Source organism: Blastococcus xanthinilyticus, from assembly GCF_008124835.1.
Lineage (GTDB): Bacteria > Actinomycetota > Actinomycetes > Mycobacteriales > Geodermatophilaceae > Blastococcus > Blastococcus xanthinilyticus.
This window is the reverse complement of the sequence record NZ_VNHW01000018.1, coordinates 55046-72634: the sequence shown is the minus strand read 5'-3', so window position 1 is coordinate 72634 and position 17589 is coordinate 55046. Positions and strand designations below refer to the sequence as shown.

Genomic DNA, 17589 nt, shown 5'->3' with positions numbered 1-17589 from the left:
GCGATCACCGCCGGGTCGGTCTCCCGCCCGGTCGCGGCCACCTCCGCGGCGATCGCGTGGGCCCGGGGCCGGTCCAGCTCCCCGGTGGCCAGCGCCCGCCGGGTGCCCGGCAACACCGTGGTCAGCAGCTCCGCGTGCTCCAGCAGAGTGACCGCCGACGCCCGACTGCAGTTCTGGATCGCGGCCAGCTCATCGGGCAGGAACTCACTCACCCCGACCGGCCCCACCACACCCGCGCCGTGCCCACCGGGCAACGGATCGGCCGGCGCCGGGCGGACCGCGGCCAGATCCCTCACCAGCTCCGCCCGCAACGCCGCCAGCTGCGCCTCCGCCACCACGATCTGCCCCAGCAACCCCGCCGCCTCACCCGCCGACCGGCGGGCCGGCAACCAGCCGCTCAACGGCTCACCCAACCGCGGCAACGGCTCCGGATCCACCAGCTCCCACTCCGACGGCGGGCTCACCGGCATCACGGTCACCCCGACCGCGAACCCCACACCCGACGACATAACCGCAGGCTAGAGCGGGGGTACGACACTTTCAGGCTGCGCGGCCGACGGCCTGTTCGTCGGCCACGACAGGGGGATCACGCCCGCCAGGTGCCCGGCCGCGGCTGGCACCCCGGCGGGCAGGGGTAGCCGGGGTCCCAGGGGAAGAGGCCGCCCGGGTGCGCCCAGGTGATCTGGTACGCGGGCACGGAGAACTCGTCCGGGCGCTGGTAGAACCGGTTCGCGGTGAACAGCACGTCGCCCGGGTTGGGCAGCGTCTCCACGGTGAACCGCCGGTTCTCGTCGAGTGCCACCACCTCACCCGGCACCAGGTCCCGCCCGTCGAGCACCAGGCCGGCCACCGTGTTCAGCATGCCGGTGGCCGTCTCGTGGTCGACCCCCACCACGACCAGCTCCGGGTGCCCCACCCCGAACAGCCCGACGGTGTAGCCGAACGCCGGCTCGTCCGACTCCTCGCCGCGGATCACGTACTGCACGGCGACGCGGTTGCTGCGGATGGTCTGCGCCAGCCGGCTGTCCTCCTGGTCGAGCCAGGCCAGCACGCTCGGATCGATCGTCATGCCACCCAGCGTGGGGCCGGGCACCGACAGGTGCGGGCGCCGTCGCGCGACCTGTGGACGCCGCCAGACCTGGGGACGGCGGACCGTCAGCCGCCCTCGCCGCCGAGGACGCTCAGGACCAGCGCGTCGATCACCGTGGTCGCGGCCTTGAGATCGGGTGCCCGCGACGCCAGCACGTCGGAGTAGAGGAACGACTCCCCCAGCCGCACCACGGCGAGCGCGAGCAACGGGACGGGAACCTGCGGCACGAAGCCGTGCCGGTCGACGTCGTGCTGGAAGAGGGCCGTGTACGCCTCGACCACCCGCGGCTGGACCCGGCCGCGCGGATCGGTCAGCACGCGGATCCCCGTCGTGGGCTCCTCGTCGAGCAGCCGCCTGATCGGGACGGCGGTGCTCAGCGCCCAGCGGAAACTCTCGCTGACGGCCAGGGACCGGAGCCGCCCGGCCGGGTCCGCGCCCTCGGGTCGCGCGTCGTGCTCCGCCTCGATCGCCGCCAGGGTCCGCGATCCCAGGTGCGCGAGGGCCTCCCCGAGGATCGCGTCGCGGTTGCCGGCGCGCCGGAACAGCGTCGCGCGGGCGATGCCCAGCTCGGCCGCCAGGGTGCTGGTGTCCAGCCGGCGGCCCTCCAGGAGCATCCGGGCCGCGTGGCGCACGATCTCCTCGGGTGCGCCGCTCACGACGGGCAGCGTAGGGCAGCCGGATTCCCCGCGACCTGCCCAGCGGCTGGGGAACCCCGGACGCCGGGCGGCCGACCCGGAAGGGGTCCGCCGCCCGGCGCCAGGGTGTTCACGTGCCCGGGCGTTCAGCCGCGCAGGATCTGCTGCAGCTCCCGTGCGAAGGCGAGGGCTGCCCGGAGGTTGTCCTTCGCGTCGTCCTTCTCGATGTAGCCGGCCCGCAGGTTCGCGTGGTCGACCGCCAGGACGGCGTTCACGTACTCCCCCTTGCTGCCGTAGAGCGCCGCCAGCTGCTCGTCGGAGAACGGCTGGTGGGTGCCGAACAGACGGCAGAAGCTGGCGCCGCTGTTGGTACCGGAGTTCAGCGCGATGGGCACCGCCACCTGGGACAGCTGGATGCCGCCCTGAGCCAGCCCGAGCTCGTTGCGGACCTTGTTGCCGTCGGCGTCGAACTCCAGGTAGGGCGCGGACGGGGGTGCGATCCCCTTCTCGGCCCAGCGGGCGAGGTGCGCGTAGGCGGCGGCCGTCACGTGGTGCATCGGCACCCGGCTGAACGGCGGCAGGTCGCAGCTGTACTGCGGCGCACCGCCGAGATCGCGCTCCGAGAGCGGCGCCCGGTACTCCTGCCCCTGCCAGCCGGAGTGCGCCGCACCGGCGACCTCCCAGCGGCGGAACACCGCGTCGTCCGGACGCCGGGCGGCCGCGGCGGCGGCGGTCACGTCGGTCTCGGACTGCACCTGGAAGACCGGCTCCTCCCCGACCCGGCTCGGCGCCGTCCCGACGACGATGGCGTAGCCGTCGAAGACCGGCTCCACCTTCGGCAGGACGTGGTCGTAGTAGGTGCTCTGGTAGCGGGTCGACTGGGAGGCGCCGATCGACAGCAGCGTCTCGACGTCGAGCCCGCCCATCGGGTCCACGCCCGCGGGGTCGACCAGCGCCTTGGCCGCCTGGGCGTAGATGTCCAGCGCGAGCTGGTCGAGCGCGTACCGCCCGCCCGCCGTGACGTCCAGGGAGCCGTACCGGGTCGGGCTCCAGTTCCGGAGCTGGTCCACGCCCACCTGCTGCGCCGACACCCCGATCCAGGCGTCACCGCTCCGCGTCACGTCCTCGAAGTTCCAGAGGGCGTCGAGGTCGTAGCCCGCGGTCACGTTCTGCCACTCGACCAGGGCGGTGCCGCTGAAGTGCCGGGGAAGCGCGGGCCGCCGGACGACGATCCGCGTGGTGTACGGGACGTCCTCCTCCAGCAGCGTCCCGGGCGCGATGTCCGGCGTCCGGGGGCTGGCGTAGGCGTCGGCGAAGCCGGAGATCAGGAACTCCTCCTCGACGTAGCCGGCCCCGGCCAGGTCCTGGTACGTCGCGAAGAAGGGATAGGTGTCCTCCAGGTCCGGGGAGGAGGGGCTGCCGCCGAGGTCGCTGGGCAGCGGCCCGGTGACCGTGACGTCGCCGATCGGTTCCCGGTGATCGTCGGTGGCCGCGGCGGGGAAGGCCGGGGCCAGGAAGGCCAGTGTCAGGCCCAGGGCGACGGTGCTGCCGCCGGTTCTGACCCTCGTGGTCGTGGTGACGGGCATGGGACTCCTTCTGCTGCCGGACACGCCGCAGGAGCGCCTCGCGGGCAGCTGTCAGATGGGGAGCGAACCAGTTCCGGGCCCAGAACCATGACGCGGATCACGTCGACGTCCTCAGCAAGCTAACCCGCGCGACTCCGTGGAACAACGGTTGCTGCAACAAAACTTCGATCTGTTGCACAGATCCCGCTCAGGTCCCCTCGGCCGCCTCGCGGGCCCGCTTGCGCCGCTTCCCCTCGTGCATCGCGGCCACCCGGGCGATCGGGATCGTGTGCCCCTCGGCGACCAGGTCGGCCGGCAGCCGCTGCGGCCCCGGCAGCAGCGCCGCCCAGTCGCCGAGCCGGCCGGCGCCCGAGGTCACGGTGACGTCGCCGGGGGCGATGCCGTCCAGGTCGGCCCAGGCCACCGGCGTCGACACCGGCAGTCCCGGGCGCACCCGGGGGCTGTAGGCGGCCACCACCGTGCCCGTCCCCGACCGCGTGGAGTCGACGAACACCCGGCCCTCCCGCTCCTCCTTGAGGAACGCCGTGGTGGCGATCGCGGGGTCCAGCCGGGCCGCGCGGGAGGCCAGGGCACGCGTGGCGGCCGCGACGTCCTCGGCCGGCGACCCGGCCACCGGCACCACGACGTGCAGACCGGTGGAGCCGCTGGTCTTCACCGCGCCCGCCAGGCCCACCTCCTCCAGCGCCGCGCGCGCCAGCCGGGCCACGGCGACGACGGTGGCGAAGTCCGCGCCGTCCGGCGGATCCAGGTCCAGCACCAGCCCGGTCGGCTCGTGCGACCCGGCCGGCAGGAACGGCACGTGGAACTCGACGGCGCGCTGGTTGGCCAGCCACAGCAGGGTGCGGCGGTCGTCGCAGAGCACCTGGTGCACCTCCCGGTGCGCCGACTCGGCCCAGACCGGCACGGTGCGCACCCAGCCGGGCGCGCCCTTCATCACGTTCCGCTGCATGAACGGAGCCTGCCCGGGGCGGACCCGCACCATCGAGAGCGGGCGGCCGGCGAGCAGCGGCACCATCCGATCGGCGACGGCGTCCAGGTGGTCCACGAGCGCGCGCTTGGTCACCCCGAGGCCGTCCCCCAGCGGTGAGTCCAGGCTGGTGAGCGCCCCGCCGTCCCGTTCCTCGTCGGCCACGGCGGTCACGCTGCCCGCACCGGGTCGCCCGGGCAACCCCACGTCGCCCGGGTGGGCGGCTCAGATGTCGTAGACCGCCCCCGGCCGCACGAGCTCGGTCTCGGAGAACACGGAGCTGGCGGCGAAGAGCTGCCCGATGTGGTCGACCCAGGGCGGCACGTGGGTGAGCAGCAGCCGCCCGGCCCCCGCGGCGGCGGCGTGCTGGGCGGCCTGCCGGCCGGTGAGGTGCAGGCCCGGCGGCTGCTCGGGCACGTTGTCCGGGTGCGCGGCCTCGGCGAGCAGGACGTCGGCGCCCCGGGCGAGCTCGACCACGCGGTCGCACGGACCGGTGTCACCGGTGTAGACCAGCGACGTCCCGCCCGCGGTCAGCCGGATCGCGTAGGTCTCCACCGGGTGCGCCGTCCGGGCGAGCTGCACGTCGAAGGGGCCCAGCCGGAAGCCGCCCGGACCGACCGGGACGAAGTCGAAGACGTCGGTCAGGCCGTCGCCGTCCATGTCGTAGGCCAGGGCCAGCCGGCGCTCGGCGCCCACCGGCGCGTAGAGCGGGACCAGCCGGCCCGGCGAGCGGCCCGAGTACCGGTGCCACACCACGAAGGGCGCCACGTCCAGGCAGTGGTCGGCGTGCAGGTGGGAGAGGAAGACGGCGTCCACCGTGCCGGGGTCGATGACCCCCTGCAGAGCTCCGAACGAGCCGTTCCCCAGGTCCACGACCAGCCGGAAGCCGTCGTGCTCGACCAGGTAGCAGGACGCGGGCGAGTCCGGGCCCGGCCCGCTGCCGCAGCACCCGACGACGGTCAGCTTCACGCGGCACCCACGCTTCCGGCCCGGACCACCGAGCCCATCTCCGGCCCCAGGAACCGGCGACCCAGCCGCGCGAAGGGCTCGGGATCGCCGGTGGCGAGGAACACGTGCTGCGGCGGCGGGGCGTCCGGGCCGCGCAGCAGCTCGGTGCGGGTGAGCACGCGGTACACGTCCTTCGCCGTCTCCTCGGCGCTGGACACCAGCGTCACGTCCTCCCCCAGCACCACCGACAGCACCCCGGTGAGCAGCGGGTAGTGGGTGCAGCCCAGCACGACGGTGTCCACCCCCGCGGCCAGCAGCGGGTCGAGGTAGGACTGGGTCAGGCCGAGCAGCTGCCGGCCGGTGGTGACGCCGCGCTCGACGAAGTCGACGAAGCTCGGGCAGGCCGCCGAGGTGACCGTGACGCCCGGAGCCGCGGCGAACGCGTCGTCGTAGGCGCCGCTGGTGACGGTGGCCTGGGTGCCGATGACCCCGATCCGCCCGTTGCGGGTGGCGGCGATCGCCCGCCGCACCGCGGGCAGCACGACCTCCACCACCGGGACGTCGTAGCGTTCCCGCGCATCGCGCAGCGAGGCCGCGCTGGCGGAGTTGCAGGCGACGACCAGCATCTTGACGCCGCTGTCGACCAGCTCGTCCATCACCGCGAGCGAGTGCCGGCGCACCTCGGCGATGGGCAGCGGGCCGTACGGGCCGTTGGCGGTATCGCCGATGTAGCGCACCGCCTCGCCGGGGAGCTGGTCGAGCACCGCCCGGGCGACGGTGAGCCCACCGACCCCCGAGTCGAAGATGCCGATCGGTGCGTCGGCTCCAGGCTGCGTCCCCATGTCGCCCGTCAGGCTAGCGGCCCGCACCGACGCACCTCCGCCGAACTGGTGACGGGATGGAACGGCCTCCTCGCAGGGACCCGCCGCGAGCCTGCGAGCGGTGGGGGGCGAGGGGGTCCTTTCTCAGGCCCAGAGCTGGCCCTCGAGCGCGGAGGTCGCCTCCTCCAGGGTGCCGGCGTAGGCCCCGGTGGAGAGGTACTTCCAGCCGCCGTCGCAGACGATGAAGACGATGTCGGCCGCCCGCCCCGCCGCGACCTCCTTGTCGGCGATGCCCAGCGCGGCGTGCAGGATCGCGCCGGTCGAGATGCCGGCGAAGATGCCCTCCCGCTCCACCAGCTGGCGGGTGCGGTGGATGGCGTCGTCCGGGCCGACGGAGAACCGCGAGTCCAGCAGCGAGGCGTCGTAGAGCTCGGGGATGAACCCCTCGTCGATGTTGCGCAGCCCGTACACCAGCTCGCCGTAGCGCGGCTCCGCGGCGATGACCTGCACCCCGGGCTTGTGCTCCCGGAAGTAGCGCGAGCAGCCCATGAGGGTGCCCGTCGTGCCGAGGCCGGCCACGAAGTGGGTGATCGACGGCAGGTCGGCGAGGATCTCCGGAGCCGTGCCCTCGTAGTGGGCGAGCGCGTTCCCGGGGTTGCCGTACTGGTAGAGCATCACCCAGTCGTCGTGCTCGGCGGCCAGCTCCTTGGCCATGGCGACGGCCTGGTTCGAGCCGCCGGCCGCGGGCGAGGGGATGATCTGCGCGCCGTACATCTCCAGCAGCTGCCGGCGCTCCACCGAAGTGTTCTCCGGCATGACGCAGATCAGCTTGTAGCCCCGCTGACGGGCGACCATGGCCAGCGAGATCCCGGTGTTGCCGCTGGTCGGCTCGAGGATCGTCGACCCGGGCTGCAGGAGCCCCTCCTTCTCGGCCGCCTCGATCATCCTGATCGCCGCGCGGTCCTTGATGGAGCCGGTGGGGTTGTGGTCCTCGAGCTTGGCCCACAGGCGCACGTCGGGGGTCGGCGACAGGTTGGGCAGCCCCACGAGCGGGGTGCTGCCGAGCGAGTCGACGAGGGAGGCGAAGCGGGCCATGGGAACTCTTCCGGGACGGTGGAGGGGAGGGTGGAGCGGGGAGCCGCTCAGCAGCCGCCCGCGACGGCCGGGAGGACCGTCACCGAGTCGCCGTCCTTGACCGGCGTGTCCAGCGCGCCGGTGAAGCGGACGTCCTCGTCGTTGACGTAGACGTTGACGAAGCGGTGCAGCTTGCCCTCCTCGGTGACGAGGCGGTTCTTCAGGCCGGAGTGCTTGCTGTCGAGGTCGTCGATCAGCGCGGCCAGGGTGTCCCCGCTGCCCTCGACGGTCTTGTTGCCGCCGGTGTGGGTGCGCAGGATGGTCGGGATCCGGACCTCGATGGCCATGGCGTGCTTCTCCTCGGGACGTCGGTGCGGGGGTTGCTGCGGGCGGCAGCGGTCGTGCGTCTGCTTCGGGCCAACGCCCGGTCGCCGCGCGGGATTCCGCGCGGCGGTGGCCCTCCTGCCGGAGCCCGCCGCGAGCCGGCGAGCGGTGGGGGCAGGAGGGTCCTCGTCAGTCGTAGACGACGGTCGTCGGCGAGTGCCCGAAGAGGTAGGACTCGACGATCTCGACCTCCTCCTCCGACACCTCCCCGTCGACGATGCGGTAGCTGCGGAACTCCACGTCGTCCCCGGCCAGGCCCGTCCGGGGGCCGTGGTGGCGGGTGGACACCAGCACGTAGTGCGTGCGGGGGTCGGCGGCCGGGCCCGAGGCGTACCCGATGTCGGTGCGCGAGGGGTAGGCCTCGGTGGCGGTGTGCGAGTGGTAGACGACGACGGGCCACTCGTCCCGGTCGTCCATGTCGCGGTACAGCGCCAGCAGGTCGGCGCTGTCGAACTCGTAGAACGTCGGCGACCGCGCCGCGTTCAGCATGGGGACGAAGCGCTCGGGGCGCTCGGTCCCCTCCGGGCCGGCGACGACACCACAGGCCTCGTCCGGGTGGTCCTTCCGGGCGTGGGCCACGACGGCGTCGTAGGTCGCGCGGTCGATGCGCAGCACGCCCACAGTCTAGGCGGCCCCGTCCGGGTCGTCCGGCGTCGCCCCCGGAGCGACCGGCCCGCGCCCGACCGGGGAACGGCAGGGGAACGAACGGGGAACGATACGGTCCTCCCCGTGTGGCTCCCGTCCCTCCTGACCGCCGGCGTCGTGCTGCTGGCACTGCCGGCACTCGTCCTGGGCGTGCGAGGGCTGTTCCGGCACCGCGGCTACAGCGCCGCCGAGCCCGCGGACCGCGCCTCCGTGGTCACGATCGTCGCGCTGCGGGGCCTGCTCCTGCTGCTGCTCCTGCTGGTGTCGGCAGTGGTCCTGGTGTCCACGATCGGCGCGATGGTGGTCGGCGTGGACCTGCACGGGATGGTCCACGTGCTGTTCGTCCTGGACCTGCTGCTGGCCTCGTCGGTGCTGCTCACCTTCGGCCGGCGCGAGCGGCGACCAGCGCGTCGACCAGCGACCCCTGCAGCGCGGTGAGCCAGTAGTAGACCGCCAGCTGGTGGTCGCCCTCGTCGAGGATCTCCTCGGGGGGCTCGGAGTCCTCGCTGATGTCCAGCCGGGTGCCGAGAGCCAGCCGGAGGTCGTTGCTGGTGCGCAGCCACGCGCCGGCCTGCTCGACGTCCAGCCGCACGTCGCCCCCGTCGGCGGGCAGGGTGGCGCGCACCGTGGCCAGGTCGTCGGCCTTCCCCTCGCGCAGCGTCTGCTCGGTGAGGTCGCGGTAGTCGTCGGCCAGCGCACGGTCCGAGCGGTGCCCGGGCGGGAGCAGCCGCTCCATCACCGGATCGCCGGTGCTGTCGGCGGGATCGGCGGCGAGCAGCTGCTCCAGCTGGTCGAGCAGCAGCCCGACGACCCCGGCCTCGGCCCGGTCCAGCCGCGCCACCACACGCCCGCCCCGGGCCCGGAAGGGCTTCACGAGTCGCGCTGGTAGCTGGCCCACAGCCCGTAGGCGTGCAGCCGGCTGGTGTCGTGCTCCATGCGCTCCCGCGGTCCCGAGCTCACGATCGCCTTCCCCTCGTGGTGCACCTGCAGCATCAGCGTCGTCGCCGTCGGCTCGTCGTACCCGAACAGCTCCTGCAGGACGAAGGTGACGTAGTTCATCAGGTTGACCGGGTCGTTCCAGACGATGGTCACCCACGGGCGGCCCAGGTCACCGCGCTCCTCTTCCGTCGTCTCGGGGCTCCGAGTCGGGGCGAGGGGTCCGGCCACGGGTCCACCTTAGGACGCCGCCGGGCCGGGCGACGGGGGTCGGCCTACGCTTCCCGATCATGGCTGTGTCTCCCGGGCCGTCTCCCGGGCTCACCTCTGCACCGGGGCCCGCGCTCTTCACCGACCGGTACGAGCTGACGATGGTCGCCGCCGCGCTGGCCGACGGGACCGCCGACCGGGACTGCGTCTTCGAGGTGTTCGCCCGGCGGCTGCGGCAGGGTCGCCGCTACGGCGTGGTCGGCGGCACCGGACGGCTGCTCGAGGCGCTGCCCCGGTTCCGGTTCGGGGACGGCGAGCTCGCCGCGCTGCGCGCGCAGGGGCTGACCGACCGGCGGCTCCTGGACTGGCTGGCCGACTTCCGGTTCTCCGGCGACATCGACGGCTACGCCGAGGGCGACCTCTACTTCCCCGGCTCGCCGGTGCTCACCGTCCGGGCGCCGTTCGCCGAGGGAGTGCTGCTGGAGACGCTGGTGCTCTCCGTCCTCAACCACGACAGCGCGATCGCCTCGGCCGCGGCCCGCATGGTGTCCGCCGCCTGCGAGCGCCCGTGCATCGAGATGGGGTCGCGGCGCACCCACGAGGAGGCGGCGGTGGCCGCGGCGCGCGCCGCCCACCTCGTCGGCTTCGTCTCCAGCTCCAACCTCGAGGCCGGCCGGCGCTACGGCGTCCCGACCACCGGCACCAGCGCCCACGCGTTCACGTTGCTGCACGACGACGAGCGGTCGGCGTTCGAGGCCCAGGTGGCGGTGCTCGGGAAGGGCACCACGCTGCTGGTCGACACCTACGACGTCGAGCAGGGCATCCGGACGGCGGTCGACGTCGCCGGCCCCGGGCTGGGCGGCATCCGGCTGGACTCCGGCGACCTGCCGACCCTGGCCCGGCGTGCGCGGGAGCTGCTGGACTCCCTCGGCGCGACCCGCACCCGGATCATCGTCACCAGCGACCTGGACGAGTACGCCATCGCCGGGCTCATGGCCGCGCCGGTCGACGGCTACGGCGTGGGCACGTCGCTGGTCACCGGCTCGGGCGCGCCGACGGCGGGCATGGTCTACAAGCTGGTCGAGCGGGACGGCGTCCCGGTCGCCAAGCGCTCCGAGGGCAAGCACTCGGTCGGTGGCCGCAAGCACGCCGTCCGCCGCCACGACACCCACGGCGTGGCCACCGCGGAGGTGGTCACCGCCGGGGAGGTCCCCGCCCGGGACGGCGACCGCGACCTCGTCGTCCCCCTCGTGCGGGGTGGCGAGATCTGCGACCCGCGCTCCCCCGCCGACGCGCTCACCCGCGCGCGGGCGCACCACGAGCGGGCCCGGGCCGCGTTGCCGCCGGAGGCGTTCGCGCTCTCCCGCGCCGAGCCGGTGCTGGAGACGGTGGCCCAGTGAGCCCGGAGGAGGAACGGTGTCCCGCGCACTGATCGTGGTGGACGTGCAGAACGACTTCTGCGAGGGGGGCAGCCTGGCCGTTCCCGGTGGCGCGGCGGTCGCCGCCGGCGTGACCGCGCACATCCGGGCGGCGGCCGGCAGCTACGCGCACGTCGTCGCCACCCGCGACCACCACATCGCCCCCGGCGGTCACTTCGCCGCGGCGCCGGACTTCGTCGAGACCTGGCCGCGGCACTGCGTGGTCGGCACCGGCGGGGTCGAGCTGCACCCGGCGCTGGACCGGGAGCCGATCGAGGCGGTCTTCGACAAGGGGGAGTACGCCGCGGCCTACTCCGGCTTCGAGGGCGCCTGCGACGGCACCGGGCTCGCCGAGTGGCTGCGGGCCCGCGGTGTCGACGCCGTCGACGTCGTCGGCATCGCCACCGACCACTGCGTCCGCGCCACCGCCCTCGACGCCGTCGGCGCGGGCTTCGCCACCCGGGTGCTGCTGCCGCTCACCGCCGGCGTCTCGGAGGCGACGACGGAGGCCGCGCTCGAGCAGCTCCGCACCGCGGGCGTCGAGCTGTGCGCATCGTCACCCTCCGGATGACACCGCGGTGAGGAGGCGCTACCCCTCGTCGAGGAGCTCGTCGCGGGTGAAGCCGAGCACCTGCAGCACCGCGTCGAGGTAGGGCTGGTTCAGCGCCGTGTGCGCCTGCTCGCGCACGAACGGCTTGGCGTTGAAGGCGATGCCCAGGCCCGCGGCGTTGAGCATGTCGAGGTCGTTGGCCCCGTCGCCGACCGCCACCGTCTGCTCCATCGGGATGCCGTACTCCGCGGCGAACCGGGCCAGCGCCCGCGCCTTGCCGGGGCGGTCGACGATCTCGCCGACGAGGCCGCCGGTGAGCCGGCCGTCGGCCACCTCGAGGGTGTTGGCCGCGGCGAAGTCCAGCCCGAGGCTGTCGGCGAGGGGTCCGGTGATCTGGGTGAACCCGCCGCTGACGATCCCGCAGCGGAAGCCGAGGCGCTGCAGCGTCCGGATGAGGGTGCGGGCGCCGGGAGTGAGCACCAGGTGCTCGCGCACCTCGTCGAGCACCTCGACCGGCAGCCCGGCCAGGACGGCGACCCGCTGCTGCAGCGACTCGGCGAAGTCCAGCTCGCCGTTCATGGCCGCCGCGGTGATCCGGGCGACCTCCGCCGCCCGCCCGGCCCGCGCGGCGAGCTCGTCGATGACCTCGCCGCGGACCAGCGTCGAATCCACGTCCAGGACGATCAGCCGCTTGCTGCGCCGGGCCAGCCCGACCTGCTCGACGGCGATGTCGGCCCCGGTCGCGCTGGCGACCGCGGCCAGCGCGGTGCGCAGCGCCGTGGCCTCGGCGCCGGAGACGGTGAGCTCGAAGCTGGTGACCGGCTGGTCGGAGAGCCGCCGGATGGCGTCGATGTTCCCGCCGATCCCGGCGATCGCCCTGGCGGCCCCGGCCACGGCCTCGGGCGGCACCGGCCGGCCCAGCACGATCACGTGGTGCAGCCGGCCCGCGGGGACGGCCGGCGCGACCGGCTCGGTCGCCGACTCGACGTGCACCTGGACGCCCACGGCCGACCCCACCCGGTGGGCCACCTCGGCGAGGTGGCCGAGGAGGCCGTCCTCGTCGGCGCGGCCGACCTGGCCGTCGGGCGCGCCCACGACCACCCCGAGGACGAGGTGACCGTGCACGACGACCTGCTCGACGTCGAGCACCTCGACCCGCGGCCGACCGGAGGCGTCGACCGCGAGGGCGCCGAAGAGCTCGGCGGTGACGCCGGGCCGGTCGGCACCGGTCACGGTCAGGAGCGCCCGCGCCACAGGGGTGCCGGGAACCGCGTGCGGACGGGGTGCAGTGTCGGGCGCCACCGGGTCATCGTGCCGCACCGCCGTCCCGACCCCGGTCCCTCCCCCGGAACGGCGGACGCCCCGCCGGCCAGAGGCCGACGGGGCGTCGCGACGTGCGGTGCGTCAGGTGGGGTCGGGGTCGTTCTCGCCCTGGCGCCGGCCGGTGCCGCCGACCAGTTCGCTCACGCCGCCGTAGGGCTCGTGCCGCTTGCCCACGTGTGCCTCGTTCTGCAGCCGCTCCATGAGGTGCGGGTAGTGCGCCTCGAACGCCGGGCGCTCCGAGCGGATCCGCGGGATCTCCACGAAGTTGTGCCGCGGCGGCGGCGACGACGTCGCCCACTCCAGGGAGTTGCCGTGGCCCCACGGGTCGTCGCGCAGGGCGAGCTTCCCGTACTTCCACGACCGCACCACGTTGTAGATGAACGGGATGGTGGCCGCACCGAGCACGAACGAGAAGATCGTCGAGATCGCGTGCATGGTCGTGAAGTCGTCGGTCGGCAGGTAGTCGACGTACCGACGCGGCATGCCGGTGTTCCCCAGCCAGTGCTGGATGAGGAACGTGCCGTGGAAGCCGATGAAGGTCAGCCAGAACTGCAGCTTGCCCAGCTTCTCGTCCATCATCCGGCCGCACATCTTCGGGAACCAGAAGTAGATCCCGGCGTAGGCGGCGAACACCACGGTGCCGAAGACGACGTAGTGGAAGTGAGCGACGACGAAGTAGCTGTCGTTGACGTGCCAGTCCAGCGGCGGGCTGGCCAGCAGCACGCCGGTCAGGCCACCGAGGAGGAAGGTGATCAGGAACCCGAGCGAGAACAGCATGGGCGTCTCGAAGGTCATCTGACCCCGCCACATGGTGCCGATCCAGTTGAAGAACTTGATGCCGGTCGGGACGGCGATGAGGTAGGTCAGGAAGGCGAAGAAGGGCAGCAGCACCGCGCCGGTGGCGAACATGTGGTGCGCCCAGACCGCCAGCGACAGCGCCGCGATGCTCAGCGTCGCGAAGACCATGCCCTTGTAGCCGAACAGCGGCTTGCGGGCGAAGACCGGGATGACCTCGGTGACGATGCCGAAGAACGGCAGCGCGATGATGTAGACCTCGGGGTGCCCGAAGAACCAGAACAGGTGCTGCCACAGCATGGGCCCACCGTTCTCGTCCGAGTAGATCAGGGCGCCGAGGTTGCGGTCGGCGAGCATGCCCATGATCGCGGCGGTGAGGATCGGGAAGGCGAAGAGCACCAGGACGCTGGTGACCAGCGTGTTCCAGGTGAAGATCGGCATCCGGAACAGGGTCATGCCCGGGGCCCGGAGGCACACGATCGTGGTGATGAAGTTGACCGCACCGAGGATCGTGCCCAGGCCGCTCACGGCCAGGCCGGCGAACCACATGCTCGCGCCGGCGCCCGGGGAGTGGACGACGTCGGAGAGCGGCGCGTATGCGTACCAGCCGAAGTCGGCGGCACCGCCCGGGGTCAGGAAGCCCGACACCGCGATCAGGCTGCCCAGGAAGAACAGCCAGAAGGAGAGCGCGTTCAGCCGGGGGAACGCCACGTCCGGCGCGCCGATCTGCAGCGGCATGATCAGGTTCGAGAACGCGAAGAACAGCGGCGTCGCGAACATCAGCAGCATGACCGTGCCGTGCATGGTGACCAGCTGGTTGTACTGCTCCGGGGAGAGGAACTGCAGCCCCGGCCGCCCCAGCTCGCCACGCATGAGCATGGCCATCAGCCCGCCCAGCACGAAGTAGGCGAACGAGGTGGCCAGGTACATCAGACCGATGGTCTTGTGGTCGGTGGTCCGCAGCAGGTTCGACAGCCGCGAGCCCTTCTCGACCACGTGAGCCGGGCTGGGCCGGCTCACGATGGGCGCCGGTGCAATCGTCACGGGTCGCAGCTTAGACCGTGCCGCGCCGCGGCTCAGGGCGGGCGGGTGGGGCGCGCCGGAACGATCACCGGGCCCGCCGGTAGCGGCCGATGTCGACCGAGATCGTGACCTCGACGGGGCTGGGCAGCCGCCCCAGCGAGGCGGCCAGACCGGCCGTCGTGAGGTGCCGCGCGTGCGGCCCCATGCCCACCAGCGTGGCGACGGCGGCGTGGTCCAGCGACAGCACCTGCCGGTGGGCCCGCACGTCCACCGGCACCAGGTGCGGCTCCAGGGAGTCGCTCAGCCGCTGCGCCTTGCCCGGGTCGACGCGCAGCAGCCCGAGCGGCCCGACGATCTCGGCGAGGTGGTCCGGCGCCGGCGTCACCACGACCAGCCGGCCCCCGGGCCGCAGCACCCGGGCGGTCTCCGGGCCGTTGCGCGGGGCGAAGACCACCAGCACCCGGTCGACGGCGGCATCGCGCACCGGCAGGCGGGCCCAGGTGTCGGCCACCACCGCCATCGCCCGGGGGTGCGCGCGGGCCGCCCGGCGGGCGGCGTAGGGCGAGGAGTCCAGCACGATGCCCGCCGCGGCGGGCGCCCGGTCGAGGACGGCGGCCAGGTGCTGCCCGGTCCCGCCGCCGAGGTCCAGCAGCGTCGAAGGTGCCGCCGCGTCCTCCTCTCCCAGCGCCGCGTCGGCCAGGGCGGCGCTCACACCGGCGTAGTGGCCGGCGGCGAGGAAGGCCGACCGGTCGGCGACCATCGCCGCCGAGTCGCCCGACGGCGGCCGGTGCCCCGGCGGCAGGAGCGAGACGTGCCCCTGCCGGGCCCGGTCGAAGGAGTGCCCCGCGGGGCAGCGCAGCAGCGCCTCCCCCTCGCCGGCCGCGAGCGGGGCGGCGCACACGGGGCAGGACAGCGCCGCCACCGCGGTGGCGGGCAGCGTGGGGCGGCCGGTCACGGGCGCGGCGGCACCGGGTGGAAGACGACGTCGCGCAACCGTCCGCCGTCGGCGACCGCGGTGACGAACGTCCCGTGCGGCTGCCGCCGCCGGTCGGTCGGCGACCCGGGGTTGATCAGCCGCAGGCCGGTGGCCGCGGTGGTGTCCCAGGGGATGTGGCTGTGCCCGAAGACCAGGACGTCGGCGTCGGGGAAGCGGGCCGCGCAGCGGGCCTCGCGGCCCTTGGCGTCGCCGGTCTCGTGCACGACGGCGAACCGGAGGCCCTCGATCTCCACGCGGGCCACCTCCGGCAGCCGCTCGCGCAGGGGCCCGTGGTCGTTGTTCCCGTGGACGGCGACCAGCCGCCGGGACCGCTCCTCGAACAGGTCGAGCAGGGCGGCGTCGACCCAGTCCCCCGCGTGCACGACGACGTCGGCGGCGGCGATCTCACTCCACAGGGGATGAGGTAGGTCACGCGCCCGCTTCGGCACGTGCGTGTCGGAGGTGAACACCAGCGAAACGGGCACGACGACATGGTTCCAGGCGGCTACGTTCCTGGATCGACCGGCGATCCCGGCCTTCCCCGCACGACGATGAGGACCCCGTGACAGACCCGACCCCGAACGCCTCCGCCCCCGGAGCGCACGCCGCCGCCGACGAGCCCTACGAGCGCCGCTGGCTCGCCCTGGGCGTCATCGCCATGACCGTCCTGCTGGTCATCCTCGACGCCACCATCGTGAACATCGCCCTGCCCGCCGTCACCGCCGACCTCGGCATCAGCCCGGCGTCGCAGCAGTGGATCGTCACCGCCTACACCCTGACCTTCGGCGGCTTCCTGCTCCTCGGCGGGCGGATCGCCGACTTCTGGGGCCGCAAGCGCACCTACCTGGTCGGCGCGGCCGGCTTCGCCGTCGCCTCCGCGCTCGGCGGCATCGCCCAGAACGAGGCGATGCTCTTCGGCGCCCGCGCCCTCCAGGGCGTCTTCGGCGCCCTGCTGGCCCCGGCGTCGCTCGCGCTGCTGACCGTCCTGTTCACCGACCCCAAGGAGCGCGCCAAGGCCTTCGGCGTCTACGGCGCCATCGCCGGCGGTGGCTCCGCGGTGGGCCTGCTGCTCGGTGGCGTGCTCACCGAGTACGCCGACTGGCGCTGGTGCTTCTGGGTGAACCTGCCGGTCGCCCTGCTCGCCATCGTGCTGGCCATCCCGATCGTCCCGGAGAGCAAGGCGCCCGGGGACACCAGCTACGACATCCCCGGCGCGGTGCTCGTGACCCTCGGGCTCGCCTCGATCGTCTACGGCTTCACCCGCGTGGCCGAGGCCTCGCAGACCAACGCGGCCGAGGCCGCGGCGGCGAACGCCGAGGCGGCGGCGCAGGGCGGCGCGGCCGCCCTGGTGGTGCCGGAGAGCGGCTGGGCCGACGGCCTCGCGTGGCTGTTCATCGTCGCCGGCCTGGTGCTCGTGGCGCTGTTCGTCCTGCTGGAGCTGCGGACCCGCAACCCGCTGCTGCCGATGCGCATCGTGCTCGACCGCAACCGGGGTGGGGCCTACCTGACGTCGACGCTGGTGGGCGCCGGGCTGCTCGGGGCGTTCTTCTTCCTGAGCCTGTACTTCCAGCAGGTGCTCGGCTACGAGCCGGTGATGGCGGGGCTGGCCTCGCTGCCGACCACCCTCGGGGTCTTCATCTCGGCCGGCCTGGCCAGCGTGCTGGTGCCCCGGATCGGGCCGAAGCCGCTCATGGTCCTGGGCGGGCTGCTGGCGGCCGCGGGCCTGTTCACGCTGTCGTTCGTCGGCCTGGACACCGGCTTCTGGGAGCTGCCGTTCCCCGGCCAGCTGCTGCTGGGCCTCGGCCTCGGCTTCACCTTCGTGCCGCTGTCGAACCTGGCGCTCGTGGGCGCCGGCCAGCACGACGCCGGCGCGGCCAGCGCGATGCTCAACGCGACCCAGCAGGTGGGTGCCTCGATCGGCACCGCCGTCCTGGCCTCGCTGTCGGTGGCCGCCATCAGCACCTACACCGCCGACGTGCTCGCCTCGGGCGCGAACCCGCAGGACCCGTCGGTCGGCCTCGCGGCGCAGGTGGAGGGCTACACCACGGCGTTCACCTGGGCCGCGGCGCTGCTGCTGCTGGGCGCCGTCGTCTCGGCGGTGCTCATCAAGGCCACCAAGGAGGACCTGCCGGCCGAGGGTGACGCCGTCGTCCACGTCGGCTGAGCCCCGCACGACCGGCGGCCCGCACCCCCGGGGGTGCGGGCCGC

Annotated in this window: 19 protein-coding genes and 1 pseudogene; 4 read left to right on the top strand and 16 right to left on the bottom strand. The window is 73.7% G+C overall.

Going from position 1 to position 17589, the window contains the following annotated elements; translation table 11 throughout:
- The 10 genes and pseudogenes from BD833_RS20435 to BD833_RS20390 form a co-directional block, all read right to left on the bottom strand.
- A pseudogene (locus BD833_RS20435) lies at positions 1-509 on the bottom strand (hypothetical protein); the annotation flags it as partial.
- A 77-nt stretch (positions 510-586) separates the two neighbouring features.
- The gene (locus BD833_RS20430) at positions 587-1069 is read right to left on the bottom strand and encodes a DUF4262 domain-containing protein (RefSeq protein WP_166534997.1); all 483 of its coding nucleotides are present in this window, start codon (positions 1067-1069) and stop codon (positions 587-589) included.
- A gap of 86 nt (positions 1070-1155) precedes the next feature.
- Positions 1156-1746, bottom strand: a complete 591-nt coding sequence (locus BD833_RS20425; protein ID WP_166534996.1) for a QsdR family transcriptional regulator — start codon at positions 1744-1746, stop codon at positions 1156-1158.
- A gap of 125 nt (positions 1747-1871) precedes the next feature.
- Positions 1872-3311 carry an alpha/beta hydrolase domain-containing protein gene (locus BD833_RS20420; RefSeq protein ID WP_208092795.1) on the bottom strand — a complete coding sequence of 480 codons (1440 nt, stop codon included), beginning with the start codon at positions 3309-3311 and terminating at the stop codon, positions 1872-1874.
- Between the two features lie 187 nt (positions 3312-3498).
- Positions 3499-4452 (bottom strand): DNA polymerase domain-containing protein, encoded by a 954-nt coding sequence (locus BD833_RS20415; protein WP_243737849.1) that lies wholly within the window; start codon positions 4450-4452, stop codon positions 3499-3501.
- Between the two features lie 51 nt (positions 4453-4503).
- Positions 4504-5247, bottom strand: a complete 744-nt coding sequence (locus tag BD833_RS20410) for an MBL fold metallo-hydrolase (protein WP_166534995.1) — start codon at positions 5245-5247, stop codon at positions 4504-4506.
- Positions 5244-6068: a glutamate racemase gene (gene murI, locus BD833_RS20405; protein WP_166534994.1), complete on the bottom strand. Its 825-nt coding sequence runs from the start codon at positions 6066-6068 to the stop codon at positions 5244-5246. The genes BD833_RS20410 and murI overlap by 4 nt, the downstream gene beginning before the upstream one ends.
- A 123-nt stretch (positions 6069-6191) precedes the next feature.
- Positions 6192-7142 (bottom strand): PLP-dependent cysteine synthase family protein, encoded by a 951-nt coding sequence (locus BD833_RS20400; protein ID WP_166534993.1) that lies wholly within the window; start codon positions 7140-7142, stop codon positions 6192-6194.
- 47 nt (positions 7143-7189) lie between these two features.
- Positions 7190-7468, bottom strand: a complete 279-nt coding sequence (locus tag BD833_RS20395; RefSeq protein ID WP_166534992.1) for a MoaD/ThiS family protein — start codon at positions 7466-7468, stop codon at positions 7190-7192.
- 166 nt (positions 7469-7634) lie between these two features.
- The gene (locus tag BD833_RS20390; protein WP_166534991.1) at positions 7635-8120 is read right to left on the bottom strand and encodes a M67 family metallopeptidase; all 486 of its coding nucleotides are present in this window, start codon (positions 8118-8120) and stop codon (positions 7635-7637) included.
- 114 nt (positions 8121-8234) lie between these two features.
- Between BD833_RS20390 and BD833_RS20385 the strand changes: the two genes are divergently transcribed.
- A complete protein-coding gene (locus BD833_RS20385) occupies positions 8235-8588 on the top strand; it encodes a hypothetical protein (RefSeq protein WP_166534990.1) in 354 nt (117 codons plus the stop codon).
- Here the strand turns inward: BD833_RS20385 and BD833_RS20380 are convergent.
- Positions 8527-9024 carry a DUF2017 family protein gene (locus tag BD833_RS20380; RefSeq protein ID WP_166534989.1) on the bottom strand — a complete coding sequence of 166 codons (498 nt, stop codon included), beginning with the start codon at positions 9022-9024 and terminating at the stop codon, positions 8527-8529. The genes BD833_RS20385 and BD833_RS20380 overlap by 62 nt on opposite strands.
- Complete coding sequence (gene clpS / locus BD833_RS20375) at positions 9021-9317, bottom strand: ATP-dependent Clp protease adapter ClpS (RefSeq protein WP_166534988.1); 297 nt, start codon at positions 9315-9317, stop codon at positions 9021-9023. The genes BD833_RS20380 and clpS overlap by 4 nt, the downstream gene beginning before the upstream one ends.
- A 59-nt stretch (positions 9318-9376) precedes the next feature.
- On the opposite strand from clpS, the gene BD833_RS20370 reads away from it, so the two are divergent.
- On the top strand, positions 9377-10696 hold the full coding sequence (locus BD833_RS20370) for a nicotinate phosphoribosyltransferase (RefSeq protein ID WP_166534987.1): 1320 nt from the start codon (positions 9377-9379) through the stop codon (positions 10694-10696).
- A 16-nt stretch (positions 10697-10712) separates the two neighbouring features.
- Positions 10713-11285 carry an isochorismatase family protein gene (locus BD833_RS20365; protein WP_166534986.1) on the top strand — a complete coding sequence of 191 codons (573 nt, stop codon included), beginning with the start codon at positions 10713-10715 and terminating at the stop codon, positions 11283-11285.
- A gap of 18 nt (positions 11286-11303) precedes the next feature.
- On the opposite strand, the gene serB is transcribed toward BD833_RS20365, so the two are convergent.
- The 4 genes from serB to BD833_RS20345 form a co-directional block, all read right to left on the bottom strand.
- A complete protein-coding gene (gene serB, locus BD833_RS20360; protein ID WP_166534985.1) occupies positions 11304-12566 on the bottom strand; it encodes a phosphoserine phosphatase SerB in 1263 nt (420 codons plus the stop codon).
- A 102-nt stretch (positions 12567-12668) separates the two neighbouring features.
- Complete coding sequence (gene ctaD / locus BD833_RS20355) at positions 12669-14426, bottom strand: aa3-type cytochrome oxidase subunit I (RefSeq protein WP_166534984.1); 1758 nt, start codon at positions 14424-14426, stop codon at positions 12669-12671.
- A 64-nt stretch (positions 14427-14490) separates the two neighbouring features.
- Complete coding sequence (locus BD833_RS20350) at positions 14491-15342, bottom strand: putative RNA methyltransferase (protein ID WP_424945177.1); 852 nt, start codon at positions 15340-15342, stop codon at positions 14491-14493.
- Positions 15343-15356: 14 nt separating this feature from the next.
- On the bottom strand, positions 15357-15866 hold the full coding sequence (locus tag BD833_RS20345; protein ID WP_166534982.1) for a metallophosphoesterase family protein: 510 nt from the start codon (positions 15864-15866) through the stop codon (positions 15357-15359).
- 77 nt (positions 15867-15943) lie between these two features.
- On the opposite strand from BD833_RS20345, the gene BD833_RS20340 reads away from it, so the two are divergent.
- Positions 15944-17545: an MFS transporter gene (locus tag BD833_RS20340; RefSeq protein WP_243737848.1), complete on the top strand. Its 1602-nt coding sequence runs from the start codon at positions 15944-15946 to the stop codon at positions 17543-17545.
- Positions 17546-17589: the final 44 nt, after the last annotated feature.